Below are 24,842 nucleotides of genomic sequence, written 5' to 3' on the forward strand. Positions count from 1 at the left end.
CCTCCTCCTTTTAGGTTAGTATATCATATTTTTCTGATTTTTACTGATAGTTTAGTAAAAGTTTAGTAAAAAGGATTGACCTTGGTAAATCCCTTGGATACAATAGAAGAAAACGATTACACGTTAAGATGACTTAACGGACAGTCAAAGGAGAATTTATATGACACAAGATCTTACTACTGAAGCCCTTCGCAAAGATTTTCTTGCCGTTTTTGGTCAAGAAGCAGACCAAACTTTCTTTTCACCAGGTCGTATCAATCTGATTGGTGAACACACGGACTACAACGGTGGTCACGTTTTTCCAGCTGCTATTTCTTTGGGAACTTATGGTGCAGCTCGCAAGCGTGACGATCAAGTTTTGCGTTTCTACTCAGCCAACTTTGAGGACAAGGGTATCATCGAAGTGCCTCTTGCTGACCTCAAATTTGAAAAAGAGCACAGCTGGACCAACTATCCAAAAGGGGTTCTTCATTTCTTGCAAGAAGCTGGGCATGTGATTGACAAAGGGTTTGATTTTTATGTTTATGGGAATATCCCAAATGGTGCAGGCTTGTCCTCTTCAGCATCCTTGGAACTCTTGACAGGGGTTGTGGCAGAGCATCTCTTTGGTTTAAAACTAGACCGTTTGGATTTGGTTAAAATCGGAAAACAAACAGAAAACAACTTTATCGGAGTAAACTCTGGTATCATGGACCAGTTTGCCATCGGTATGGGTGCTGACCAACGTGCCATTTACCTGAATACCAACACTTTGGAGTACGACTTGGTGCCACTTGATTTGAAGGACAATGTCGTTGTTATCATGAACACCAACAAACGTCGTGAACTGGCGGACTCTAAGTACAATGAACGCCGTGCTGAGTGTGAAAAAGCTGTGGAAGAATTGCAAGTTGCCTTGGATATTCAGACCTTGGGTGAATTGGATGAGTGGGCCTTTGACCAATACAGCTATCTGATTAAAGATGAAAATCGCTTAAAACGTGCTCGCCATGCTGTGCTTGAAAACCAACGTACTCTTAAAGCTCAAGCAGCCCTTCAAGCAGGTGATTTGGAAACCTTTGGTCGCTTGATGAATGCATCTCACGTTTCTTTGGAGCATGACTATGAAGTAACTGGCTTGGAATTGGATACCCTTGTTCACACAGCTTGGGCTCAGGAAGGTGTTCTGGGTGCTCGTATGACAGGGGCAGGATTTGGTGGCTGTGCCATTGCCTTGGTGCGAAAAGATGCTGTTGAGGCCTTTAAAGCAGCTGTTGGCAAGCACTATGAGGAAGTCGTTGGATATGCTCCAAGCTTCTATATCGCTGAAGTTGCAGGTGGCACTCGCGTTTTAGACTAGGAGAGAAGTAAATGGACGCTGTAATATTTGATTTAGATGGCTTATTAGCTGATACTGAGATCATTTCTCTAAAAGTTTATCAAGAATTGCTTAAAGATTTTGGAATTCCTTTCACAGAAGAAACATATTCTAGAGAATACAGTGGACATAGGGAAGAGGAGAATGTTCAACGATTTTTAGATAACTATGATTTACCTTGGAACTTTGACCAAACCTTGGAAAAAGTTTATGAACTGGAAGCTCGAATATTAGCCAAAGGTGTAAATTTAAAAAAAAGGTGCTAAAAATTTGCTTGCTTTTTTGCAAAGAGAAGGTATTCCAATCGCTCTAGCAACTTCAAGTGTTGAATCTAGAGCTAGAATGATTTTGGATAGTAATGGGATACTGTCCCTATTTGACCATCTAGTTTTTGCAAAAGATGTAAAGCGAAGTAAACCTTACCCTGATATATTTTTAAAGGCCTGTATTGATTTGAATGTTTTACCAGAGAATTGCTTAGTACTAGAGGATAGTGAAGCAGGGATTGAAGCAGCGTATAGAGCTGGGATACCAGTTATTTGTATTCCAGACTTAAAAATGCCAGCACAGTCTTTCTTAAATAAAACAGAACAAGTTTTTCAGGATTTAGATGCTGTCAGAGATTATTTAGAAAGTAAGAAGGAGAATCAATGAGTCAAGGAGTTCTAGATGCATTTATCACGGAAGTCATTGCTGAAAGTTCATTTGAGGAAATGGATCGAATCTACCTAACCAATCGTGTCTTAGCACGAGTGGGTGAAGGTGTTTTGGAAGTTGAGACTGATCTGGATGAGTTGATTGACCTTAAGGACCAGTTAGTCGAGGAAGCAGTTCGATTAGAGACGATTGAGGACAGTCAGACTGCGCGTGAAATCCTCGGTTCTGAACTGATGGACTTGGTAACTCCTTGTCCAAGTCAGGTTAATCGTGACTTTTGGACAACCTATGCTCACTCTCCTGAGCAGGCGATAGGTGATTTTTACCAGCTCAGCCAGAAAAATGACTACATCAAGCTCAAGGCTATTTCTAAGAATATCGCTTATCGTGTACCATCAGACTACGGAGAACTGGAGATTACTATCAATCTGTCTAAACCTGAAAAGGATCCAAAAGAGATTGCGGCAGCTAAGTTGGTTCAAGCTAGCAATTACCCACAGTGTCAACTCTGTCTAGAGAACGAAGGCTACCATGGTCGGGTTAACCATCCAGCTCGAAGCAATCACCGCATTATCCGTTTTGAAATGGCGGGTCAGGAGTGGGGCTTCCAGTATTCGCCCTATGCTTATTTTAATGAGCACTGTATTTTCTTAGACGGCCAGCATCGCCCCATGGCTATCAGTCGTCAGAGCTTTGAGCGTCTGCTGGCTATTGTAGAGCAGTTTCCTGGCTATTTTGCAGGCTCTAATGCCGACCTGCCAATCGTGGGAGGCTCTATTCTCACCCATGACCACTATCAAGGAGGCCGTCACGTGTTTCCTATGGAATTGGCTCCTTTGCAAAAGGCTTTCCGATTTGCTGGTTTTGATCAGGTCAAGGCTGGGATTGTCAAGTGGCCTATGTCAGTGCTACGTTTGACCTCGGATTCAAAAGAAGATTTGATCAACTTGGCTGATAAGATATTGCAGGAATGGCGTCAGTATTCAGATCCTGCAGTGCAAATTTTGGCAGAGACAGACGGGATACCGCATCACACCATTACACCCATTGCGCGTAAGCGTGATGGACAGTTTGAATTGGACTTGGTCTTGCGGGACAATCAGACTTCGGCAGAGCATCCGGATGGCATCTATCATCCCCACAAGGATGTCCAACATATCAAGAAGGAAAATATCGGCTTGATTGAGGTCATGGGCTTGGCTATTTTGCCACCACGCCTGAAAGCAGAAGTGGAGCAAGTCGCTAACTACCTAGTGGGAGAAGATGTCTCAGTTGCCGCTTATCATCAGGAATGGGCAGACCAACTCAAAGTCCAACATTCAGATCTGACGGATAAAGAAAAAGCCCTTGAAATCGTTAAGGACTCTGTGGGTGCTATCTTTGCTCGTGTACTTGAGGATGCAGGAGTCTACAAGCAAACGGAACAGGGACAAGCATCCTTTATGCGCTTTGTTAATCAGGTTGGAATTTTACCAGACTAGTGAATAATTCTTGCCTAGTCTTGTAAAAAGTAGTAGTATGATATAGTGTTTGAAATTTAGGAGGAAAATATGAAAGATTTTCATTTTGACGCTATATCAGCTTTTGAAAATTATGAAATTAAAGAGATGAAAGATGGCCACGTTGAGGTGACGACCAAAGTAGTGGACTCGTCGCTCAACTACTATGGCAATGCCCATGGTGGCTATCTCTTCACCCTTTGTGACCAGATCAGTGGTTTGGTGCTCATCTCGCTAGGACTAGACGTAGTGACGCTCCAATCCTCCATCAACTACCTCAAGGCAGGGAAACGCGATGATGTGTTGACCATAAAAGGAGAATGTGTCCATCAAGGCCGTACAACCTGTGTCGTGGATGTAGATATCAGCAATCAAGAGGGTAAGAATGTCTGTAAGGCAACCTTTACCATGTTTGTCACAGGCCAGCGGTCAGATGAGAGACAGGTAAGAATATAGAGATAGATGAGTAGGACAAATATAGCCTACTCATTTTTAATTTATGAAATAGGTTAGAAGGAAATATAAAAGAGAGTGGTGAAATACAGGGGTAATGGGTACGTATATGTGGTATACTAGTTATAGTATATTTTAATTGCTTATATCGAGTGAATTCTCATATTAGTGAGGAATTTTTGAATGGAATTACAATTTAATTTAGAATTAGTAGAAAACTATAAAAGTAATAGCCAAAAGGCTCGTATTCTAACGGAAGATTGGGTTTATCGTCAGTCTTATTGTCCTAATTGTGGGAACAATCCCTTAAATCATTTTGAAAATAATAGGCCTGTAGCAGATTTTTTCTGTAATCATTGTAGCGAGGAGTTTGAACTAAAAAGTAAGAAAGGGAATTTTTCATCAACAATCAATGATGGTGCTTATGCAACGATGATGGAGCGTGTGCAGGCAGATAATAATCCTAATTTCTTTTTTTTAACTTACACAAAAAATTTTGAGGTAAATAACTTTCTTGTCCTTCCGAAGCAATTTGTCACACCGAAATCGATTATTCAAAGAAAACCACTTGCACCGACTTCTAGACGCGCCGGTTGGATTGGTTGTAACATAGATTTATCACAAGTACCTTCCAAAGGAAGAATATTTCTCGTGCAAAATGGGCAAGTTAGGGATCCAGAAAAAGTTACAAAAGAATTTAAGCAAAGTTTATTTTTAAGGAAGAACTCTCTTTCAGTAAGAGGTTGGACAATAGAAATTCTAAATTGTATAGATAAGATAGAGGGTTCAGAATTTACCCTTGAAGATATGTATCGTTTTGAAAGTGACCTAAAAAATATCTTTGTTAAGAACAACCATATCAAAGAAAAGATTAGGCAACAGCTTCAAATATTAAGAGACAAAGAAATAATAGAATTTAAAGGTAGAGGAAAGTATCGGAAATTATGAAAACGAAACAACTTGTTGCATCAGAAGAGGTGTATGATTTCTTAAAAGTCATCTGGCCTGATTATGAAACAGAGAGTAATTATGAAAACTTATGTGTAATGGTTTATACTTTATCAGACCCTGATTGTGTGAGGTGGTTATCTGAAAATATGGAGTTTGGTGATGAGAAACAACTTTCTTTATTGAATAAAAAATATAGCTGGGAATATGGAGATGAATTACCAGAGTGGTTGGAAAGCCCAAAACATAGATTATTGCTAATAAGTGAGTTATTGGAGAGAAACTTAAGATGAAAAAGTATACTATAGAAATTACTGAAACTCTAACCCGTTTAGTGAGTATAGAAGCTGAAGATAAGTATGAAGCTGAACGTATTGTAAGAGAAAAGTATAAGAATGGTGAAATAGTTCTTGATGCAGATGATTTTCAGGACTATGAGACTAGCATATATGAGTAGATGTTTTTATTTTGTCACACAAAAAAGAGGTCTACACCTCTTTTTTATTTCTTTTTCCGATTTAATACGGCATTGAGTACAATGGCCAGTAGGCTGGCTACGACGATTCCGTTTGAGAAGAACATTTGGAAGGCTGTCGGCATGCTGACAAAGAGATTACTGTTATTGAGTCCGACACCTGCAGCGATTGAAACAGCTGCGATAAGGAAATTATGTTCATTGTTAGCAAAGTCAACACGAGCAAGGATTTGCATCCCTTGAAGGGAAACAAAGCCAAACATCACTAGCATGGCCCCTCCAAGGACAGGGCTTGGAATGATTTGGGCGAGGGCACCAAACTTAGGAAGGAGTCCAAGGAGGACTAGGAAACCAGCCGCGTAGTAGATTGGCAGGCGAGTCTTGATACCTGACAATTTAACCAACCCAACGTTTTGTGAAAATCCTGTATAAGGGAAGGTGTTAAAAATTCCTCCGAGAAGGACGGCTAAACCTTCTGCACGGTAACCGTTGCGCAGGCGCGTGCTGTCGATTGGGTCTTTCGTGATATCAGACAAGGCTAGGTAAACACCAGTCGATTCAACCATAGACACCGTTGCGATGATACACATCATGACAATAGAGGAGATTTCAAAGGTTGGCACCCCAAAGTAGAGGGGAGTTGGGACATGGACAAGCGGTGCTGCTGCAACAGGGGAGAAATCAACCAAGCCCATGGTAGCAGCAATGGCAGTTCCAACAACCAACCCAATCAAAATGGAGATAGACTTGATAAATCCTTTGGTAAAGATGTTGATCAAGAGGATGATTAGAACAGTGATAGCTGCAAGCAAGAGACTTTGACCAGTTGGCTCTGGAACGTTATTTCCCATATTTCCAATAGCGACAGGAATCAAGGTTAAACCAATCGTGGTAATGACAGAGCCTGTTACGATAGATGGGAAGAGATTGGCAACTTTTGAGAAAATGCCTGAAATCAGAACCACATAAATCCCTGAAACGATAAGGGCACCAAACATAGCCCCGCTACCGTGGCTCTGCCCAATCATAATTAAAGGAGCGACGGATTGGAAGGCAACCCCGAGAACGACTGGTAGTCCAATCCCAAAGTATTTGTTGAGTTGGAGTTGGAGGAAGGTGGCCACCCCACACATGAAGATATCTGTGGAGATTAGGTAGGTCAACTGCTCAGCTGAATAGCCAAGAGCTGTCGCAATCATGATAGGAACCAGGATAGAACCTGAGTACATGGCTAGTAAGTGCTGCAAGCCAAGAACAGCTGCTTGCGAGTGTTTTTCTTGTTTTTGCATTAGAGATCTGCCTCCTTAAATACGACCTGACCATTTTCGAAACGATCCAAACGGGCCAGTGATAGGACTGGATACCCTGCTTTTTCAAGCAAATCACGACCATCTTGGAAAGATTTTTCAATCACGATACCAATCGCTTCAACTTTTGCTCCGGCTTGTTCGATGATTTGGATCAAGCCTTTGGCAGCTTGTCCATTTGCTAGGAAATCATCGATAATCAAGACCTTGTCCTCTGGTGAAAGGAATTTTCCAGCGATGGAAACGGTGCTGGTCACCTGCTTGGTAAAGGAGTAAACCTCAGCAGTTAAGATGCCTTCGTTCATGGTGATGTTTTTAGCTTTCTTGGCGAAAATCATGGGAACATTTAAAGCTTCGGCAGTAAAAACGGCTGGGGCAATACCTGACGCTTCAATGGTTACGACCTTGGTAATGCCAGCAGTTGCGAATTTTTCCGCAAAAACTTTACCAATCTCCCGCATCAAACGATAGTCAACTTGATGGGTTAAAAAGGAATCTACCTTGAGGATGTTGTCACCCAAGATATGCCCATCCTCAAGGATGCGCTCTTCTAATAATTTCATAAGACCTCCTAAAGTCTAAACTCTTTTGTGTTTTTCTATCGCCTTTATCGTCTCAAAAAGGGCTAGAAAAAAGGACCTACTTAATTCCCTAAGCAAGTCCCCAAAATAGGCATGGCCAAAACCATACCTTCAGCTGACATACTCATTGTTAGGTGTTCCAGCACCTTGTAGAAACGTCGTGCCAATTCACGACATAAACAAGTAAAATGATATTCAATTTTAAATAGGCTACTGCCAATGTTTTTATTTTACACCAATTAGCTTTATAAATCAAATATTTTGTTAGCAAATAGATCATAAAAGCGAACGAAAAAGCCTACAAGGCTAGATAGTATTGTAGACTTCGATTATTCTATTCGCTAAATCTTAGAAAATAACCATCTGGATCCAAAATCGCAAATTCATGAGGGTAAATAAAGCTATCTCCCACTCGAAATTCTCTTTTTGTCAGGGGACGATGGATAGGATAGTCAGCTTCCAGCATTTTTTGGTGGAGCTGAGGAACATCTGCAATGCCAAAGGAAATATTGACACCGCGCCCGAAAGGATAGGTCAGTTGGGCTAATTCTTCTGCGCTGCCTTCTTCTAACATGAGCTGGCAGTCTTCAAGAGAGAGAAAGAGAAATTTCTCCTCGGGGCGCTCGTATTCGACAGAGAATCCCAACAAGTCGCAGTAGAAGTGGCGTGATTTTTCGATGTCAGATACTACAAATTCAGGAATGATAGCTTGATAGTCCATTAGCTTTCTCCTTAGAGCTCAATCTCCATGACAATGGGTGTGTGGTCTTGGCGCGCACCTGAGTCAATCATATCAGACTTGGTCACCTTGTCAGCCACGCGGTTGCTTGTCAGCCAGTAGTCGATTCTCCAGCCTGTATTGTTGATTTTAGAAGTCTTGCTGCGTTGTGCCCACCAAGTGTAGCGTTCTGGAACATCGCCGTGAATGTGGCGGAAGGTATCCGTAAATCCAGTTGCCAAGAGGTTGGTAAATCCAGCACGTTCCTCGTCGGTAAATCCAGGTGAACGGCGGTTGCTAGCAGGATTTGCAAGGTCGATTTCATTGTGGGCTACGTTGTAGTCACCGGTCGCAAGGACTGGTTTTTCTTTGTCTAGTTCAGCCAAATACTCCGCATATTTGACATCCCAGACTTGACGTTCTTCCAAGCGTTTGAGACCGTCGCCAGCGTTTGGAGTGTAAACTTGGGTTACGAAAAATTCATCAAATTCTAGAGTGATGATACGGCCTTCCAAGTCCATGGTAGAAGGGGCACCGATTTCTGGGAAGCTGATAGTAGGCGTAAGTTCTTTCTTATAGAGGAACATGGTTCCAGCATAGCCTTTACGGGCAGGTTCTTGGGAAGAGCGCCACGTGTTTTCGTAACCTGGGAAGAGTTCCTCTAAAATTTCCAAGTGTTTCTTTGTAGGACCCTTGGCAGAAAGCTTGGTTTCTTGGATAGCGATGATATCAGCATTTTCAGCGACCAAGGTTTGTAGGACTTCTTGGGACAATTTGGCACGAGCTGAGTCACTAGTTAGGGCAGCGTTTAGGGAATCAATATTCCATGAGATAAGTTTCATAAAGTTACCTTTTTCATTCAGATTATAGATTTTATTATACCAAAAAAAGGTCTATTTCCCCAACGTATGGCTTGAAAAATCACTCTCTTTCGTTTATAATTAAGAATGATTTTATGAAAGGGAGTGAAAATAAATGAAATTTTACTCATATGACTATGTACTTAGCCAAATCAGTCAGCAAAATGGCATCATGATTGGCTTTGGAATTGTTCTCCTAGCTATCACAGGATTTTTTGCTTTTAAAGCCTATCGAGATAAAAAGGGGACTAAGTTTCGGGAATTGGTCATGATTTTGGCCTTGACCTTGGTGGCCATGCTTTTGGTGACAATCTCAAAATACCAGACCAATCAAGCCTCTAACAACCAATTTCAAACTTCCCTTCATTTCATAGAGGTTGTTTCCAAAGACTTGGGGGTGGATAAATCAGAAGTTTATGTCAATACTTCTGCCGACACTGATGGAGCACTTATCAAGGTAGGTTCAAATTTCTATCGTGCCATGAACGGGAGCCAACCAGACAAGTATCTTTTAGAGAAATTAGAATTGCATCAAACAGACGCTATTGAATTGGTGGAGGTAAACAAATGACACTCAATTATATGGAAATTTTAATCAAACTGGCCCTGGGTCTTTTCTCTCTTGTTTTTGTTATTAATGTGACAGGAAAGGGGAATCTAGCACCTAACTCTGCTATAGACCAAATTCAGAACTATGTTCTTGGTGGTATCATCGGTGGGGTGATTTACAATAGTTCAATCAGTATTCTGCAGTACGCAGTGATTTTGATGATGTGGACGATTTTGGTCTTGACCCTCAAGTGGCTCAATAACAATGTTCGTTTTGTCAAACGCTTGATTGATGGAAAACCAACTCTCCTTATCAAAAATGGGCAGATTGACCCAGAAGCCTGTCGTTCAGTTGGTTTGTCTGCAGCAGAAGTTGCTCTCAAACTTCGTAGCCAAGGGATTTTCCAGATGAAACAGGTCAAATGCGCTGTGCAGGAGCAAAATGGCCAACTCATCGTGGTCCAAATAGGAGATGAAAATCCTAAGTATCCAGTTGTGACTGACGGTGTGATCCAAGTCGATGTTTTGGAATCGATTGGCCGTAGCGAAGAGTGGCTGCTTGATAATCTAAGCAAACAAGGACATGACAATGTGGCCAATATCTTTATCGCTGAGTATGACAAGGGTGCCGTCACAGTTGTAACCTATGAATAAGAAAAACCTGGGGTCTTGGCCTCAGGTTTCTATTTGCAATCAGAAAGGGATGTTATGTCCATTATTCAAAAACTTTGGTGGTTTTTCAAGTTAGAAAAACGCCGTTATTTAGTCGGGATTGTGGCTCTGGTCTTGGTTTCCGTCCTCAATCTCATTCCCCCTATGGTTATGGGGCGGGTCATTGATGCCATCACATCGGAGCAATTAACCCAGCAGGACCTTCTTCTTGACCTATTTTACTTGCTCCTTGCAGCCTTTGGGATGTATTATCTGCGCTATGTTTGGCGTATGTATATCCTCGGAACCTCCTACCGTTTGGGGCAGATTATGCGGTCTCGCTTATTTGAGCATTTCACAAAAATGTCTCCAGCCTTTTATCAGACCTATCGAACGGGAGACCTGATGGCACACGCTACAAATGATATCAATGCCTTAACCCGTCTGGCAGGCGGCGGTGTTATGTCTGCGGTGGATGCTTCCATCACGGCGCTGGTGACTTTGCTGACCATGCTTTTTAGCATTTCTTGGCAGATGACTCTTGTTGCTATTCTTCCCCTGCCTTTCATGGCTTATGCGACTAGTCGTCTAGGGAGAAAGACCCACAAGGCCTTTGGTGAATCACAGGCTGCCTTTTCTGAACTCAATAATAAGGTGCAGGAGTCTGTATCAGGTATTAAAGTGACCAAGTCTTTCGGGTATCAGGCGGACGAGTTGATGTCCTTTCAGACAGTCAATGAATTGACCTTCCAAAAGAATCTCCAAACCATGAAATACGATAGTCTCTTTGACCCCATGGTTCTCTTGTTTGTTGGTTCGTCCTATGTTTTAACTCTCTTGGTCGGCTCTTTGATGGTTCAGAAAGGGCAAATCACGGTTGGGAATCTGGTCACCTTTATCAGCTACTTGGATATGCTAGTTTGGCCTCTTATGGCCATTGGTTTCCTCTTTAATATCACTCAGCGAGGCAAGGTTTCTTACCAACGGATTGAGGAACTTTTATCTCAGGAATCACCTGTAAAAGACCCTGAGTTTCCTCTGGACGGTATTGAAAATGGACGTTTGGAGTACGCTATTGACAGCTTTGCCTTTGAAAATGAGGAGACACTGACGGATATTCACTTTAGTTTAGAAAAAGGACAAACCCTAGGCTTGGTCGGACAGACAGGCTCTGGGAAAACGTCCTTGATTAAGCTCCTCTTGCGTGAATACGATGTGGATAAGGGAGCTATTTATCTAAACGATCACGATATTCGTGATTATCGTCTGACAGACCTTCGTGGTCTCATGGGCTATGTCCCTCAAGATCAGTTTCTCTTTGCGACCTCTATCTTAGACAATATCCGCTTCGGCAATCCTAATTTGCCCCTTTCAGCGGTCGAGGAAGCGACTAAACTAGCTCAAGTTTATAAAGATATTGTGGACATGCCTCAGGGATTTGATACGCTGATCGGTGAAAAGGGAGTCAGTCTCTCAGGTGGTCAAAAGCAACGTCTGGCTATGAGTAGGGCTATGATTTTAGACCCTGATATCTTAATTTTAGATGATTCCTTGTCCGCCGTGGATGCCAAGACAGAGTATGCGATTATCGACAATCTCAAGGAGACGCGGAAGAATAAGACAACCATTATCACAGCCCATCGTCTCAGTGCAGTCGTCCATGCAGATTTGATTTTAGTCCTGCAAAATGGCCAAATCATAGAACGCGGTACACACGAAGACCTGCTAGCTTTAGATGGCTGGTATGCCCAAACCTACCAGTCTCAGCAATTGGAAATGAAAGGAGAAGAAGATGCAGAATAAGAAAGAACAATGGGTTGTATTGAAGCGCTTGATGTCTTATCTCAAGCCCTATGGCCTCCTGACCTTTTTGGCACTCAGTTTTCTCCTCGCGACGACGGTCATTAAAAGTGTCATTCCCCTTGTAGCTTCCCACTTTATCGACCAGTACCTCAGCAATCTCAACCAACTTGCTGTGACCGTTTTGCTGGTCTACTATGGTCTTTATATCCTACAAACTCTAGTTCAGTATATCGGCAATCTTCTCTTTGCGCGGGTTTCCTACAGTATTGTCAGAGATATTCGTCGGGATGCCTTTGCCAATATGGAGAAACTCGGCATGTCTTATTTTGACAAGACGCCAGCAGGTTCCATCGTCTCTCGTTTGACCAATGATACCGAGACCATCAGTGACATGTTTTCGGGAATTTTATCCAGCTTTATCTCAGCTGTTTTCATCTTTCTGACAACCCTGTATACCATGTTGGTGCTGGATTTTCGTTTGACAGCTTTAGTCTTGCTCTTTCTTCCCTTGATTTTCCTTTTGGTCAATCTCTATCGGAAAAAGTCAGTGAAAATCATCGAAAAAACCAGAAGTCTCTTGTCGGATATCAATAGTAAGCTGGCAGAGAATATCGAGGGAATCAGGATTATCCAGGCCTTTAATCAAGAGAAGCGCCTGCAGGCAGAATTTGATGAAATCAACCAAGAACACTTGGTCTATGCCAACCGATCTGTAGCCTTGGATGCCCTCTTTTTGCGTCCTGCCATGAGTTTGCTGAAACTCCTAGGCTACGCCGTTTTGATGGCTTACTTTGGTTACCGTGGTCTGTCTATCGGGATAACGGCCGGAACCATGTATGCCTTTATCCAGTACATCAACCGTCTCTTTGATCCCCTGATTGAGGTAACGCAAAACTTTTCAACCCTTCAAACGTCCATGGTATCTGCAGGTCGTGTCTTTGCCTTGATTGACGAAACGACCTATGAGCCTCTTCAAAAAGATGGGAAAGCTAAAGTCAAAGAAGGCAATATCCGTTTTGAACATGTGTGTTTCTCATATGATGGCAAACATCCGATTCTGGATGATATTTCCTTTTCAGTTAACAAGGGCGAAACCATTGCCTTTGTAGGTCATACAGGTTCTGGGAAATCTTCCATTATCAATGTCCTCATGCGTTTTTATGAATTTCAGTCAGGCCACGTTCTCTTGGATGATGTGGATATCAGGAACTACAGTCAGGAAGAGCTGAGAAAAAACATCGGTTTGGTCTTACAGGATCCCTTCCTCTATCACGGGACTATCAAGTCCAATATCGCCATGTACCAAGATCTTAGTGATGATCAGGTCCAGGCTGCAGCTGCCTTTGTCGATGCAGATTCCTTTATTCAGGACCTTCCGCAGGGTTATGATGCACCTGTTTCTGAGCGTGGTTCGAGCTTTTCTACTGGCCAACGCCAGCTTCTTGCCTTTGCTAGAACTGTCGCCAGTCAGCCTAAAATCCTGATTTTGGATGAAGCGACAGCCAATATTGACTCTGAAACAGAAAGTTTGGTTCAAGATTCCCTAGCTAAGATGAGACAGGGTCGGACGACCATTGCTATTGCTCATCGCCTTTCGACCATCCAAGACGCCAACTGCATCTACGTCTTGGACAAGGGGCGTATCATCGAGAGTGGAACCCATGAGGAACTCTTGGCCTTGGGAGGAACCTATCACAAAATGTATAGCTTGCAGGCTGGGGCCATGTCCTAATACTCTTTGAAAATCTCTTCAAACCATGTCAGCTTTATCTGCAACCTCAAAGCTGTACTTTGATTTTCATTGAGCACCAGAAGGAAATTCTTCAAATCACAGATTTCTTGCACCGCCTTTTCCATTTTGTGGTATAATGAAAAATGTTGACAAATAGTATAATAAAAACAAAGGAGAAACAGCATGCTGAAATGGGAAGACCTACCCGTGGAAATGCAATCAAGCGAGGTTAAGTCTTACTACCAGCTTGTCTCTAAAAGGAAAGGTTCGCTGGTTTTCAAGCGTTGCCTGGACTGGGTTCTGGCCCTGTTTTTGCTACTTTTGACCTCTCCCGTCTTTCTTGTCTTGAGCATTTGGATCAAGTTGGATAGCAAGGGGCCTGTCATTTACAAGCAAGAGCGCGTGACCCAGTATAATCGTCGGTTCAAGATTTGGAAGTTCCGTACTATGGTAACGGATGCGGATAAAAAAGGAAGTCTGGTGACTTCTGCTAACGATAGTCGCATTACCAAGGTTGGAAATTTCATCCGCCGTGTGCGTTTGGACGAACTACCTCAGCTGGTCAATGTCCTTAAAGGCGAAATGTCCTTTGTAGGGACCCGTCCTGAAGTGCCACGTTACACAGAGCAGTATAGTCCTGAAATGATGGCGACCTTGCTCTTGCCAGCAGGAATCACCTCTCCAGCCAGTATCAACTACAAGGATGAGGACACCATCATCAGTCAGATGACAGAGAAAGGTCTGTCGGTTGACCAGGCCTATGTCGAACATGTCCTTCCTGAAAAGATGCGCTATAATCTCGCCTATCTCCGAGAGTTTAGTTTCCTTGGAGACATCAAAATCATGTTTCAAACCGTGTTTGAAGTACTAAAATAAAGTAGTCATGAGAAAATGAGTACAGATAAAAGGAGCAAATCAATGCCAAATTACAATATTCCATTTTCACCTCCCGATATTACCGAAGCTGAAATTGCTGAAGTAGCGGATACCCTTCGTTCTGGTTGGATCACAACAGGTCCGAAGACAAAAGAACTGGAGCGCCGCTTGTCTCAATACACACAGACACCTAAGACTGTCTGCCTCAACTCTGCGACAGCCGCTCTTGAGTTGATTTTGCGTGTTTTGGAAGTGGGACCTGGGGATGAAGTCATCGTTCCAGCTATGACTTATACAGCTTCATGTAGTGTTATCACACACGTAGGAGCGACACCTGTCATGGTGGATATTCAAGCAGATACGTTTGAGATGGACTATGACTTGCTTGAGCAAGCCATCACTGAAAAGACTAAGGTGATTATTCCGGTTGAGCTTGCAGGGATTGTTTGCGACTATGATCGTTTGCTCCAAGTGGTGGAGAAGAAACGGGACCTCTTTACAGCTGCTAGCAAGTGGCAAAAAGCCTTTAACCGTATCGTAATTGTCTCAGATAGTGCCCATGCTTTGGGATCTACTTATAAAGGACAACCAGCTGGATCTATCGCTGACTTTACTTCCTTCTCATTCCACGCCGTTAAGAACTTTACAACGGCTGAGGGAGGAAGTGCGACTTGGAAAGCCAATCCAGCGATTGATGACGAAGAGATGTACAAGGAGTTCCAAATCCTTTCCCTTCACGGTCAAACAAAGGATGCTCTTGCCAAGATGCAATTGGGTTCATGGGAGTACGATATCGTCACACCAGCCTACAAGTGCAATATGACCGATATCATGGCTTCGATTGGTTTGGTACAATTGGACCGTTACCCAGCTTTGCTAGAACGTCGTAAGGACATCGTGGACCGCTATGATCGTGGTTTTGCAGGTTCTCGCATCCGTCCATTGGCACACAAGACTGATAGTGTCGAATCTTCACGCCACCTCTACATCACCCATGTAGAAGGAGCAAGTTTAGAAGAACGCAACCACATCATCCAAGAATTGGCCAAAGCAGGAATTGCAAGTAATGTACACTATAAACCGCTTCCTCTCCTGACAGCCTATAAGAATCTTGGTTTCGATATGGCAGATTATCCAAGAGCCTATGCCTTCTTTGAAAATGAAATTACGCTTCCTCTTCATACAAAATTAAGCGATGAAGAAGTTGATTACATCGTTCAGACTTTGGTGAGAATTTCTGAAGAAATCCTCGGTTCTGGAAAAAAATAATAAAAAATCTTGACAAAAAGCGGACAATAGCATATAATATTCTCAACAAATCAGAAAAGTAACTATTTTTGATCTTCAGGGAGCCTGTGGTGATTGTGAACAGGTGGTTGGAAGTAGTGAAAGTGGGCTGATTTTAAAAATGAATTTGAAACAATGAAAATTCGGTGCGCACACCTTACAGTGCAACTTGTTGTTAGACAAGGCAGAGATGTAAAGGGGAATAGTCCCTTTATAATTGAGGTGGCACCGCGTTACCAACGCCCTCACATGGAAGTAGATTCTGTGTGTGGGCTTTTTTCTTTCGGTCATTTTGTTTATCTTTTATTAGGGCGTTAAGTCGCTTTGATGAACTTGAGTTCTATCTGCAGCTCCTTGCCTACTACTAAAAGCAAACAAAAAGCCGAATTAATATGGAAAGAGGAAAAATTTATGACAACTAAAGGTTATTTTGGACAATTTGGTGGTAGTTTTGTACCGGAGCCGATTCAGGCTTTGTTGGATGAGTTGGAAATGACATTTGACAAATACAAGGATGATCCAGAGTTTTTGGCAGAATTTCGCCATTACTTGAAGGATTATTCAGGTCGTGAAACACCGCTTTATTTTGCGGAAAGTTTGACAGATCACTTAGGTGGCGCTAAGATTTATCTCAAGCGCGAAGATCTTAACCACCTTGGTTCTCACAAACTTAACAACGTTTTAGGACAAATTCTTCTTGCCAAACGTATGGGCAAAAAACGAGTGATTGCGGAAACAGGAGCTGGTCAGCACGGTGTTGCGACAGCAGCAGCTGCAGCTAAGTTTGGTATGGCTTGTGATGTCTACATGGGGGCAGAAGATGTGGAGCGTCAACGTCTCAATGTTTTCCGCATGGAGATGATGGGAGCAACTGTTCACGCGGTTGAAACGGGGACACGAACTCTCAAGGATGCGGTCGATGCAGCCTTTGGAGCATGGATGAATGACCTTGAAGCCTTCTATGTTTTGGGATCGGCTGTGGGACCTCACCCTTATCCTACTATTGTCCATGAGTTTCAAAAGGTCATCAGTGAAGAATCTCGTCGTCAAATCTTGGAAAAAGAAGGCCGTTTACCAGACTACGTCATTGCCTGTGTAGGTGGTGGTTCCAATGCTATCGGTGCTTTTTCACAGTATGTGGCTGATGAAGAAGTCAAATTGGTTGGGGTCGAAGCTGCCGGTCACGGACTTGACACAGACAAGCATGCAGCCACTATGACAAAGGGTAGTGTCGGAATTGTCGATGGTATGAAGACCTATGCAGTCTTTAAGGAAGACGGAGAGCTGGCGCCAGTTTACTCTATCTCAGCTGGTTTGGACTATCCAGGGGTTGGCCCAGAACACGCCTACTTTAAAGATTCAGGTCGCGTGGAATATGTGGCAGCGACAGACGAAGAAGCTGTTCAAGCCTTGCTCCTTCTTAGTAAGACAGAAGGGATTATCCCAGCGATTGAAAGTTCGCACGCCATCGCAGAAGCGGTTAAACGTGCACCGAAACTAAGTAAAGATGACATTATCATCATCAATGTCTCTGGTCGTGGAGACAAGGACGTAGCTGCGATTGCAGACTACCTAGAAGCTAAGAAATAAGAGATGGAAAAATTACAGTACTTTCTTTCCCAGAGAGCTTGTGGTTGCTGGAAACAAGCAGAGAAAGCTGTAAGGTTGGGTCCATCTGAAACGAGAGAAGAAAACATAATTCTCAAGGGAGTGCCCTTTATCGCACAGCCTGTTACAGGAAAGTTCTGAGACAGGAATGAGAGATAGGAGAAATCCTATAATTGAGGTGGCACCGCGAATTTCGTCCTCACGCAAGTTATTTTGCGTGGGGATTTTTATATATTTATCGTAGATATGGTCATCAGTTTTAAATTATGCTTCATCAATAGATAGATTTCTATAAAATATTTGCAAACGAAGTGAGCATTGAAACGCTATTTCCCGCCATAGTGGTATTCTAGAGAAGCAAAGATGCTTCTCTAGAACGGAATTTTTGAGAGTAAAATAGTTCGGGGAACTATTTTAGCTTGAGCCTAGAAATGAATGAGCGAGGAGCTCGAAAATTAGGTCTTTCATTTTATGGTTTTCTAAAATCATCCACTGGATAATTTTACCTCCCGTCCGCACTATTTAAGGGAAATAGAAAAAAGACAAAAAATTAAAAATAAGAAACTGAAAGGGAAATTACAATGGAACGAATCATTCATGGAGATGTCTTATCACCAATCTTGGCTTATATGCGCCTAAAGGGGCAACACAAGGTGATCTTAGAAAGTATTCCGAGAGACAAGGAAACCGCTCGTTTTTCTATCCTAGCCTATAATCCTGTTTTTGAGATTCAGTTTGAAAATGGAGTCCTCTATCAAAATGGGCAAGTGATTGATCGGGATCCTTTGGATTTCCTTTATGATGTGACTCATAAGAGCCAGCACCATTCAGACCTCCCTTTTGGTGGGGGAGCTATTGGCTTTGTCGGTTACGATATGATTTCTCTTTATGAAGAAATTTGCCAAATCCCTGAGGATACCATTGGGACGCCAGACATGCATTTCTTTGTCTATGAGAGTTATATGGTCTTTGACCATAAGAAGGAAAAAATCCATGTCATTGAGGATGCTCTATATAGCGATCGCAGTCAAGAGGATTTGGAAAAAGCCTTGAACCAAGTGCTTGAGGAATTACGCATCCCTGCTTCAAATGAATTTGAAGATTTGGATTTATCACCGCTGGACTTCAAGCCCCACATCGCTTCTCAGAAGTTTGAGCAAATGGTGGAAACAGCTCGTGACTTGATTCGCAATGGAGACATGTTCCAATGCGTACTCAGTCAGCGCTTCTCAGCAGAGGTTACTGGTAATCCATTTGACTTTTACAGAAATCTTCGCGTGACCAATCCATCTAATTATCTCTATTTCTATGATTTTGGGGATTATCAAATCATCGGTGCCAGTCCAGAAAGTTTGGTTTCAGTTAAAAATGGCATCGTGACAACTAATCCGATTGCAGGTACGCGACCAAGAGGGGCTACGGATGAAGAGGACAAGGCCTTGGCGACAGACCTGCTTTCTGATGAGAAGGAAACAGCAGAACATCGGATGTTGGTAGACTTGGGGCGTAACGATATTGGTCGCATCTCTGAAACAGCCAGTGTCCAAGTTACCAAGTATATGGAAGTGGAGCTTTTCCGCTATGTCATGCATTTGACCAGCGTGGTGAAAGGGCGTTTGCTTCCAGAATTAACAGCCATGGATGCTTTGAAATCTACACTTCCAGCTGGAACAGTTTCAGGAGCACCAAAGATTCGGGCCATGAGACGCATCTATGAACTAGAAACGGAAAAACGAGGCGTATATGCAGGAGCAATCGGCTACTTGTCTGCGACGGGTGATATGGACTTCGCCATTGCCATCCGAACTATGATTCTCAAAAATCAAACAGCTTATGTGCAGGCTGGGGCAGGGATTGTCTACGACTCTATCGCAAAAAACGAATACCAAGAAACCATTAACAAGGCAAAATCTATGACTAGAATTGGAGAACTAAGACCATGATTTTATTGATTGACAACTATGATTCTTTTACCTATAACTTGGCGCAATACATCGGGAATTTTGCAGAAGTGCAGGTCTTGAGAAATGATGATCCCAAGCTGTATGAAGAAGCTGAAAAAGCAGATGGTCTGGTCTTTTCTCCTGGTCCTGGTTGGCCAGTTGATGCTGGAAAGATGGAAGATATGATTCGTGACTTTGCAGGTAAGAAGCCAATTCTAGGGATCTGTTTGGGTCACCAAGCTATCGCAGAAGTCTTTGGTGGGAAGCTAGGTTTGGCTCCAAAAGTCATGCATGGGAAACAGAGCCATATTAGCTTTGAAGCGCCATCTGTTCTCTATCAAGGCATTGAGGATGGTCGTCCAGTCATGCGCTATCACAGCATTTTGATTGAAGAAATGCCAGAAGGCTTTGAAGTGACAGCTCGTTCGACTGATGACCAGGCTATTATGGGAATTCAACACAAAAGCCTGCCGATTTATGGCTTCCAGTACCATCCAGAAAGTATCGGAACGCCAGATGGCTTGTCTTCTATTCGGAATTTTATCGAGAAGGTTGTAAAGTGAGGAAACTAGGATGAAAGAGATTATTGAAAAACTAGCAAAATTTGAAAATTTATCAGGTGTGGAAATGACAGATGTCATCGAGCGTATCGTAACTGGGCGTGTAACTGAAGCGCAGATTGCTTCTCTCCTCTTGGCTCTTAAGATGAAGGGGGAAACACCGGAAGAACGCACAGCCATTGCCCAAGTCATGAGAGGGCATGCCCAACATATTCCAACTGAGATACATGATGCTATGGATAACTGCGGTACAGGTGGGGACAAGTCTTTCAGCTTTAACATTTCCACAACTGCAGCCTTTGTCTTGGCTGGTGGCGGCATTCATATGGCTAAGCACGGTAACCGTTCGATTTCTTCTAAATCAGGTTCGGCAGATGTCCTTCAAGCATTGGGCATCAATCTTGATCTCAAATCAGCTGAACTAGGTAAGATTTTTGATAAAACTGGAATCGTCTTTCTCTTTGCTAAAAATATGCACCCAGCTATGAAATACATCATGCCAGCTCGTTTGGAGTTGGGAATTCCAACAATCATGAACTTGACTGGTCCACTGATTCACCCAATGGCCTTAGAAACACAGTTGCTTGGTATTAGTCGTCCAGAACTGCTAGAAAGTACAGCTCAAGTTTTGAAAAATATGGGTCGCAAACGTGCCGTTGTGGTTGCTGGACCAGAAGGTCTTGATGAAGCTGGCTTGAACGGAACAACCAAGATTGCTCTTCTTGAAAATGGCGAAATCACCTTGTCAAGCTTCACTCCAGAGGATTTGGGGATGGAACGCTACGCTATCGAAGATATCCGTGGTGGGAATGCTCAGGAAAATGCAGAAATTTTGCTCAGCGTTCTTCAAAACGAACCAAGTCCATTCTTGGAAACGACAGTTTTAAATGCAGGTCTTGGTTTCTATGCTAATGGTAAGGTAGCTAGTATCAAGGAAGGAGTAGCCTTGGCCCGTCAAGTGATTGCTAGTGGCAAGGCCCTTGAAAAACTCAGACTGTTACAGGAGTACCAAAAATGAGTCAGGAATTTTTAGCACGAATCTTAGAGCAGAAGGCGCGTGAAGTCGAGCAAATGGAGCTGGAGCAAATCCAGCCCTTGCGCCAGACCTATCGCTTGGCAGAATTTTTGAAGAATCATCAAGACCGCTTGCAGGTGATTGCAGAAGTCAAGAAAGCTAGCCCTAGTCTGGGAGATATCAATCTCGATGTGGATATTGTGCAACAGGCCCAGACTTATGAAGCAAATGGAGCAGTGATGATTTCGGTTTTGACAGATGAGATTTTCTTTAAAGGACATTTGGATTATCTGCGGGAGATTTCCAGTCAGGTGCAGATTCCGACGCTCAACAAGGACTTTATCATCGATGAAAAGCAAATTATCCGCGCTCGTAATGCAGGTGCGACAGTTATCTTGCTCATCGTCGCGGCCTTGTCAGAAGAACGCCTCAAGGAACTGTATGACTATGCTACAGAGCTTGGTCTGGAAGTCTTGGTAGAGACTCACAATCTAGCTGAACTAGAAGTAGCCCACAGACTTGGAGCGGAGATTATCGGGGTCAATAACCGCAACTTGACCACCTTTGAAGTCGATTTGCAGACCAGTGTAGACTTGGCCCAGCACTTTAAGAAAGGTCACTATTACATTTCTGAATCTGCTATTTTCACAGAGCAGGATGCGGAAGGACTAGCATCATCCTTTAACGGAATTTTAGTAGGGACAGCTCTGATGCAGGCGGAGGATGTAGCCCAGAGAATCAAGGAGTTGCAAATTGACAAAGGTTAAGATTTGTGGATTATCAACCAAAGAAGCGGTGGAAACAGCCGTTTCAGCAGGGGCGGATTACATCGGTTTTGTCTTCGCTCCTAGTAAGAGACAGGTGACCTTAGGACAGGCTGCTGAGCTGGCAAAGCTCATTCCTGTCAACGTTAAAAAGGTTGGTGTATTTGTTTCACCAAGTCGGGCAGAATTGCTAGAAGCGATTGAAAAAGTTGGTCTGGACTTGGTTCAAGTTCACGGTCAGGTAGCAGATGAGTTGTTTGAAGATTTGCCTTGTAGCAGTATTCAGGCTGTGCAAGTGGATAGAGAGGGGCTTGTGCCTAATTCTCAGGCAGATTATCTACTCTTTGATGCCCCTGTTGCTGGGAGTGGCCAGACCTTTGACTGGGGTCAACTGGATACGACAGGACTAGCTCAGCCCTTCTTTATCGCAGGTGGGCTTAATGAAGATAATGTAGTAAAAGCAATTCAACACTTTACTCCCTATGCAGTAGATGTATCAAGTGGAGTGGAGACGGATGGACAAAAAGATCATGAAAAGATTAGAAGATTTATAGAGAGGGTAAAGCATGGCATATCAAGAACCAAATAAAGAAGGATTTTACGGAAAATTCGGCGGACGTTTTGTCCCAGAAACATTGATGACAGCAGTTTTGGAGTTGGAAAAAGCTTATCGTGAAAGTCAGGCGGATCCAAGTTTCCAAGAGGAATTAAACCAGCTCTTACGTCAGTACGTAGGACGTGAAACTCCTCTTTACTACGCAAAAAACTTGACCCAGCATATCGGTGGAGCTAAGATTTATCTCAAGCGGGAAGACCTCAACCATACAGGGGCTCACAAGATTAACAATGCCTTGGGACAAGTTCTTCTGGCTAAACGCATGGGTAAAAAGAAAATTATCGCTGAAACGGGTGCTGGTCAGCACGGTGTGGCAACTGCAACTGCTGCAGCTCTCTTTAACTTGGAATGTACCATCTATATGGGTGAGGAAGATGTTAAACGCCAAGCCCTTAATGTCTTCCGTATGGAGCTTTTGGGAGCTAAGGTTGAGGCCGTGACAGATGGTTCGCGCGTGCTCAAGGATGCAGTTAATGCAGCCCTTCGTTCATGGGTAGCTAACATCGATGACACCCACTATATCCTTGGTTCTGCCTTGGGGCCTCATCCTTTCCCAGAAATCGTTCGTGACTTCCAAAGTGTCATCGGTCGAGAGGCTAAACAACAGTACCGTGACTTGACAGGTCAAGATTTACCAGATGCCCTAGTAGCCTGTGTTGGTGGTGGTTCTAATGCTATCGGTCTCTTCCATCCATTTGTAGAAGATGAGTCAGTAGCAATGTATGGGGCTGAAGCAGCAGGGCTTGGTGTGGATACGGAGCACCACGCAGCTACCTTGACCAAGGGTCGCCCAGGTGTTCTCCACGGTTCGCTTATGGATGTGCTCCAAGATGCACATGGGCAAATTCTTGAAGCTTTCTCTATCTCAGCAGGTTTGGACTATCCTGGTATCGGTCCAGAACATTCTCACTACCACGATATCAAACGTGCCAGCTATGTTCCTGTGACTGACGAGGAAGCCTTGGAAGGATTCCAACTCTTGTCTCGCGTGGAAGGGATTATCCCAGCCTTGGAATCTAGCCATGCCATTGCCTTTGCAGTGAAATTAGCCAAAGAACTTGGTCCAGACAAGTCTATGATTGTCTGCCTATCTGGTCGTGGGGACAAGGATGTGGTTCAAGTCAAAGACCGCTTGGAAGCAGATGCAGCAAAGAAGGGAGAAGCCCATGTCTAAGACACTAACAGAAAAATTGAACGCTATCAAAGCAGCAGGAAAAGGAATTTTCGTTCCCTATATCATGGCTGGGGACCATGAGAAAGGATTAGATGGTCTTGGTGAAACAATCCACTTTTTAGAAGATTTGGGTGTTTCTGCTATTGAAGTGGGTATTCCCTTTTCAGACCCTGTTGCAGATGGACCTGTAATCGAAGAAGCAGGCTTGCGCAGTCTAGCTCATGGAACTTCTACCCAGGCTTTGGTTGAAACCTTGAAAACCATTCAAACAGAAGTTCCGCTTGTCATCATGACCTACTTCAACCCCCTCTTTCAGTACGGTGTGGAGAAATTTGTCAAAGATCTGGCAGATACAGCAGTTAAGGGCTTGATTATCCCAGACCTGCCTCATGAGCATGCCAACTTTGTAGAGCCCTTTTTGGCAGACACAGATATCGCCTTGATTCCCCTAGTTAGTTTGACCACAGGACTCGAGCGCCAAAAAGAGTTAATCCAGGGAGCTGAGGGATTTGTCTATGCCGTTGCCATCAATGGGGTAACAGGGAAATCAGGAAATTACCGTGCAGACTTGGACAAGCACCTGGCACAATTGCATCAAGTAGCTGACATCCCAGTCTTGACAGGATTTGGTGTGTCTAGTCAAGAAGACGTAGAACGCTTCAATGCGGTATCAGATGGCGTTATCGTCGGTTCGAAAATTGTAAAAGCTCTCCACCAAGGAGAGCCGATTGAGGACTTTATCAAACAAGCAGTAGCTTACCAAAAATAATCACACAAGCAGCAAGTAAGAGGAAAGGCACAAAAGGAAGTCTTTCCTTTTTCTTTTGCGAGAGAAAGACTAAAATTCCTGCCGCAGAAGCAAACTGAATCAAGATGAGTAATTCTGTCACACTAAAAACGAGAGCACAAGAAGCCAGAAAGAGAAAATCCCCTGCGCCTATTCGGATATCGATAAAATGAGCCATGATTCCAAGTATAAGGAAGAAGACCATAACCAGATTCCAACTACAGAAAGCCATTAGGATTAGGTGGAAAGTCATCCAGACCAGTAAGGGATATTCCTGATGGCGAAAGTCGTAGATGCCCAAGGTCAAACCAGCAGTGATGAGGATGACTTGCCCCAAGGAAAGCCAGCCCCAAGACCAAGTCAGAAAGAGGAGTCCTAAGCCTAGTTCAAAGAGGGCATACCAGACAGGATAAGGAGCCTTGCAGTAGCGACAGTGAAAACAATTAACCACCTGCGAAAGGATAGGAATCAAATCTAGCGGACGCAAGCGAATCTGACAGGAATCGCAGTGACTAGCAGGTTGGATAATGGATTGCTCAGGAAAACGGTCAATAACCAAACCAAGAAAGGAAGCGAGAATGCTCCCGACAAGAAAAAAATAAAAATCAATCATACTTATCTA

At 43.4% G+C, this 24,842-nt stretch carries 23 protein-coding genes, 2 pseudogenes, 1 riboswitch and 2 other annotated features; of the genes and pseudogenes, 20 read left to right on the top strand and 5 right to left on the bottom strand.

What is annotated here, in order from left to right:
* Positions 1-160: 160 nt before the first annotated feature.
* The 6 genes and pseudogenes from CO686_RS01570 to CO686_RS10430 all read left to right on the top strand — a co-directional run bounded on the left by CO686_RS01570 (position 161) and on the right by CO686_RS10430 (position 5,371).
* Positions 161-1,339 (top strand): galactokinase, encoded by a 1,179-nt coding sequence (locus CO686_RS01570; RefSeq protein ID WP_045616738.1) that lies wholly within the window; start codon positions 161-163, stop codon positions 1,337-1,339.
* A gap of 11 nt (positions 1,340-1,350) precedes the next feature.
* A pseudogene (locus CO686_RS01575) lies at positions 1,351-2,011 on the top strand (HAD family hydrolase).
* Positions 2,008-3,495 carry a UDP-glucose--hexose-1-phosphate uridylyltransferase gene (locus tag CO686_RS01580; RefSeq protein ID WP_000077634.1) on the top strand — a complete coding sequence of 496 codons (1,488 nt, stop codon included), beginning with the start codon at positions 2,008-2,010 and terminating at the stop codon, positions 3,493-3,495. The pseudogene CO686_RS01575 and the gene CO686_RS01580 overlap by 4 nt, the downstream one beginning before the upstream one ends.
* 69 nt (positions 3,496-3,564) lie before the next feature.
* Positions 3,565-3,969: a PaaI family thioesterase gene (locus CO686_RS01585; RefSeq protein WP_000651225.1), complete on the top strand. Its 405-nt coding sequence runs from the start codon at positions 3,565-3,567 to the stop codon at positions 3,967-3,969.
* Positions 3,970-4,149: 180 nt separating this feature from the next.
* Positions 4,150-4,914, top strand: a complete 765-nt coding sequence (locus CO686_RS01590; protein WP_000422786.1) for a DpnI domain-containing protein — start codon at positions 4,150-4,152, stop codon at positions 4,912-4,914.
* Positions 4,911-5,371 (top strand): annotated as a pseudogene (locus CO686_RS10430) (DpnD/PcfM family protein). The gene CO686_RS01590 and the pseudogene CO686_RS10430 overlap by 4 nt, the downstream one beginning before the upstream one ends.
* A 44-nt stretch (positions 5,372-5,415) precedes the next feature.
* Here the strand turns inward: CO686_RS10430 and CO686_RS01605 are convergent.
* The 4 genes from CO686_RS01605 to CO686_RS01620 form a co-directional block, all read right to left on the bottom strand.
* Complete coding sequence (locus CO686_RS01605) at positions 5,416-6,678, bottom strand: nucleobase:cation symporter-2 family protein (protein ID WP_001171653.1); 1,263 nt, start codon at positions 6,676-6,678, stop codon at positions 5,416-5,418.
* Positions 6,678-7,259 (bottom strand): xanthine phosphoribosyltransferase, encoded by a 582-nt coding sequence (locus CO686_RS01610; protein ID WP_096753428.1) that lies wholly within the window; start codon positions 7,257-7,259, stop codon positions 6,678-6,680. The genes CO686_RS01605 and CO686_RS01610 overlap by 1 nt, the downstream gene beginning before the upstream one ends.
* A 125-nt stretch (positions 7,260-7,384) precedes the next feature.
* Positions 7,385-7,480: riboswitch (purine riboswitch) on the bottom strand.
* 131 nt (positions 7,481-7,611) lie between these two features.
* Positions 7,612-7,998 carry a bleomycin resistance protein gene (locus CO686_RS01615; RefSeq protein WP_049501578.1) on the bottom strand — a complete coding sequence of 129 codons (387 nt, stop codon included), beginning with the start codon at positions 7,996-7,998 and terminating at the stop codon, positions 7,612-7,614.
* A gap of 11 nt (positions 7,999-8,009) precedes the next feature.
* On the bottom strand, positions 8,010-8,837 hold the full coding sequence (locus CO686_RS01620; RefSeq protein WP_038804934.1) for an exodeoxyribonuclease III: 828 nt from the start codon (positions 8,835-8,837) through the stop codon (positions 8,010-8,012).
* A gap of 133 nt (positions 8,838-8,970) precedes the next feature.
* Between CO686_RS01620 and CO686_RS01625 the strand changes: the two genes are divergently transcribed.
* From CO686_RS01625 to trpA, 14 genes are all read left to right on the top strand, one after another.
* The gene (locus CO686_RS01625) at positions 8,971-9,426 is read left to right on the top strand and encodes a DUF3290 family protein (RefSeq protein WP_049501579.1); all 456 of its coding nucleotides are present in this window, start codon (positions 8,971-8,973) and stop codon (positions 9,424-9,426) included.
* Positions 9,423-10,058, top strand: coding sequence for a DUF421 domain-containing protein (locus CO686_RS01630; protein ID WP_049501580.1), 636 nt, complete (start codon positions 9,423-9,425; stop codon positions 10,056-10,058). The genes CO686_RS01625 and CO686_RS01630 overlap by 4 nt, the downstream gene beginning before the upstream one ends.
* Positions 10,059-10,112: 54 nt before the next feature.
* Positions 10,113-11,858, top strand: a complete 1,746-nt coding sequence (locus tag CO686_RS01635; RefSeq protein WP_049501581.1) for an ABC transporter ATP-binding protein — start codon at positions 10,113-10,115, stop codon at positions 11,856-11,858.
* Positions 11,848-13,590, top strand: a complete 1,743-nt coding sequence (locus tag CO686_RS01640) for an ABC transporter ATP-binding protein (RefSeq protein WP_049501582.1) — start codon at positions 11,848-11,850, stop codon at positions 13,588-13,590. The genes CO686_RS01635 and CO686_RS01640 overlap by 11 nt, the downstream gene beginning before the upstream one ends.
* 183 nt (positions 13,591-13,773) lie before the next feature.
* The gene (locus tag CO686_RS01650; protein WP_000922231.1) at positions 13,774-14,466 is read left to right on the top strand and encodes a sugar transferase; all 693 of its coding nucleotides are present in this window, start codon (positions 13,774-13,776) and stop codon (positions 14,464-14,466) included.
* A 42-nt stretch (positions 14,467-14,508) separates the two neighbouring features.
* Positions 14,509-15,735, top strand: a complete 1,227-nt coding sequence (locus CO686_RS01655) for a DegT/DnrJ/EryC1/StrS family aminotransferase (protein ID WP_001134529.1) — start codon at positions 14,509-14,511, stop codon at positions 15,733-15,735.
* Positions 15,736-15,777: 42 nt separating this feature from the next.
* Positions 15,778-16,003 (top strand) — a binding site (T-box leader).
* 161 nt (positions 16,004-16,164) lie between these two features.
* Positions 16,165-17,343 (top strand): tryptophan synthase subunit beta, encoded by a 1,179-nt coding sequence (trpB, locus tag CO686_RS01660; protein WP_045616748.1) that lies wholly within the window; start codon positions 16,165-16,167, stop codon positions 17,341-17,343.
* Positions 17,340-17,565 (top strand) — a binding site (T-box leader). Its footprint overlaps the gene before it by 4 nt.
* Before the next feature lie 377 nt (positions 17,566-17,942).
* A complete protein-coding gene (gene trpE, locus CO686_RS01665) occupies positions 17,943-19,304 on the top strand; it encodes an anthranilate synthase component I (protein ID WP_045616749.1) in 1,362 nt (453 codons plus the stop codon).
* Complete coding sequence (locus CO686_RS01670; RefSeq protein ID WP_000601900.1) at positions 19,301-19,867, top strand: aminodeoxychorismate/anthranilate synthase component II; 567 nt, start codon at positions 19,301-19,303, stop codon at positions 19,865-19,867. The genes trpE and CO686_RS01670 overlap by 4 nt, the downstream gene beginning before the upstream one ends.
* Before the next feature lie 10 nt (positions 19,868-19,877).
* A complete protein-coding gene (trpD, locus tag CO686_RS01675) occupies positions 19,878-20,882 on the top strand; it encodes an anthranilate phosphoribosyltransferase (RefSeq protein WP_000658699.1) in 1,005 nt (334 codons plus the stop codon).
* Positions 20,879-21,646, top strand: a complete 768-nt coding sequence (trpC, locus tag CO686_RS01680; protein WP_000076532.1) for an indole-3-glycerol phosphate synthase TrpC — start codon at positions 20,879-20,881, stop codon at positions 21,644-21,646. The genes trpD and trpC overlap by 4 nt, the downstream gene beginning before the upstream one ends.
* Positions 21,633-22,232 (top strand): phosphoribosylanthranilate isomerase, encoded by a 600-nt coding sequence (locus CO686_RS01685; RefSeq protein WP_000169919.1) that lies wholly within the window; start codon positions 21,633-21,635, stop codon positions 22,230-22,232. The genes trpC and CO686_RS01685 overlap by 14 nt, the downstream gene beginning before the upstream one ends.
* A complete protein-coding gene (gene trpB, locus CO686_RS01690) occupies positions 22,210-23,433 on the top strand; it encodes a tryptophan synthase subunit beta (RefSeq protein WP_096753429.1) in 1,224 nt (407 codons plus the stop codon). Before CO686_RS01685 ends, trpB (CO686_RS01690) begins: the two co-directional genes overlap by 23 nt.
* The gene (trpA, locus tag CO686_RS01695; RefSeq protein ID WP_000047739.1) at positions 23,426-24,202 is read left to right on the top strand and encodes a tryptophan synthase subunit alpha; all 777 of its coding nucleotides are present in this window, start codon (positions 23,426-23,428) and stop codon (positions 24,200-24,202) included. Before trpB (CO686_RS01690) ends, trpA begins: the two co-directional genes overlap by 8 nt.
* On the opposite strand, the gene CO686_RS01700 is transcribed toward trpA, so the two are convergent.
* A complete protein-coding gene (locus CO686_RS01700) occupies positions 24,174-24,833 on the bottom strand; it encodes a prepilin peptidase (protein ID WP_096753430.1) in 660 nt (219 codons plus the stop codon). The genes trpA and CO686_RS01700 overlap by 29 nt on opposite strands.
* Positions 24,834-24,842 lie beyond the last annotated feature (9 nt).

Origin of the sequence: Streptococcus oralis (assembly GCF_002386345.1) — a bacterium.
GTDB lineage: Bacteria > Bacillota > Bacilli > Lactobacillales > Streptococcaceae > Streptococcus > Streptococcus oralis_S.

Excerpts from the sequence above, each read along its gene's own strand:
- CO686_RS01570 (WP_045616738.1), top strand. The coding sequence starts at position 161 with ATGACACAAGATCTTACTACTGAAGCCCTTCGCAAAGATTTTCTTGCC.
- CO686_RS01580 (WP_000077634.1), top strand. The coding sequence starts at position 2,008 with ATGAGTCAAGGAGTTCTAGATGCATTTATCACGGAAGTCATTGCTGAA.
- CO686_RS01585 (WP_000651225.1), top strand. The coding sequence starts at position 3,565 with ATGAAAGATTTTCATTTTGACGCTATATCAGCTTTTGAAAATTATGAA.
- CO686_RS01590 (WP_000422786.1), top strand. The coding sequence starts at position 4,150 with ATGGAATTACAATTTAATTTAGAATTAGTAGAAAACTATAAAAGTAAT.
- CO686_RS01605 (WP_001171653.1), bottom strand. The coding sequence starts at position 6,678 with ATGCAAAAACAAGAAAAACACTCGCAAGCAGCTGTTCTTGGCTTGCAG.
- CO686_RS01610 (WP_096753428.1), bottom strand. The coding sequence starts at position 7,259 with ATGAAATTATTAGAAGAGCGCATCCTTGAGGATGGGCATATCTTGGGT.
- CO686_RS01615 (WP_049501578.1), bottom strand. The coding sequence starts at position 7,998 with ATGGACTATCAAGCTATCATTCCTGAATTTGTAGTATCTGACATCGAA.
- CO686_RS01620 (WP_038804934.1), bottom strand. The coding sequence starts at position 8,837 with ATGAAACTTATCTCATGGAATATTGATTCCCTAAACGCTGCCCTAACT.
- CO686_RS01625 (WP_049501579.1), top strand. The coding sequence starts at position 8,971 with ATGAAATTTTACTCATATGACTATGTACTTAGCCAAATCAGTCAGCAA.
- CO686_RS01630 (WP_049501580.1), top strand. The coding sequence starts at position 9,423 with ATGACACTCAATTATATGGAAATTTTAATCAAACTGGCCCTGGGTCTT.
- CO686_RS01635 (WP_049501581.1), top strand. The coding sequence starts at position 10,113 with ATGTCCATTATTCAAAAACTTTGGTGGTTTTTCAAGTTAGAAAAACGC.
- CO686_RS01640 (WP_049501582.1), top strand. The coding sequence starts at position 11,848 with ATGCAGAATAAGAAAGAACAATGGGTTGTATTGAAGCGCTTGATGTCT.
- CO686_RS01650 (WP_000922231.1), top strand. The coding sequence starts at position 13,774 with ATGCTGAAATGGGAAGACCTACCCGTGGAAATGCAATCAAGCGAGGTT.
- CO686_RS01655 (WP_001134529.1), top strand. The coding sequence starts at position 14,509 with ATGCCAAATTACAATATTCCATTTTCACCTCCCGATATTACCGAAGCT.
- trpB (WP_045616748.1), top strand. The coding sequence starts at position 16,165 with ATGACAACTAAAGGTTATTTTGGACAATTTGGTGGTAGTTTTGTACCG.
- trpE (WP_045616749.1), top strand. The coding sequence starts at position 17,943 with ATGGAACGAATCATTCATGGAGATGTCTTATCACCAATCTTGGCTTAT.
- CO686_RS01670 (WP_000601900.1), top strand. The coding sequence starts at position 19,301 with ATGATTTTATTGATTGACAACTATGATTCTTTTACCTATAACTTGGCG.
- trpD (WP_000658699.1), top strand. The coding sequence starts at position 19,878 with ATGAAAGAGATTATTGAAAAACTAGCAAAATTTGAAAATTTATCAGGT.
- trpC (WP_000076532.1), top strand. The coding sequence starts at position 20,879 with ATGAGTCAGGAATTTTTAGCACGAATCTTAGAGCAGAAGGCGCGTGAA.
- trpB (WP_096753429.1), top strand. The coding sequence starts at position 22,210 with ATGGCATATCAAGAACCAAATAAAGAAGGATTTTACGGAAAATTCGGC.
- trpA (WP_000047739.1), top strand. The coding sequence starts at position 23,426 with ATGTCTAAGACACTAACAGAAAAATTGAACGCTATCAAAGCAGCAGGA.
- CO686_RS01700 (WP_096753430.1), bottom strand. The coding sequence starts at position 24,833 with ATGATTGATTTTTATTTTTTTCTTGTCGGGAGCATTCTCGCTTCCTTT.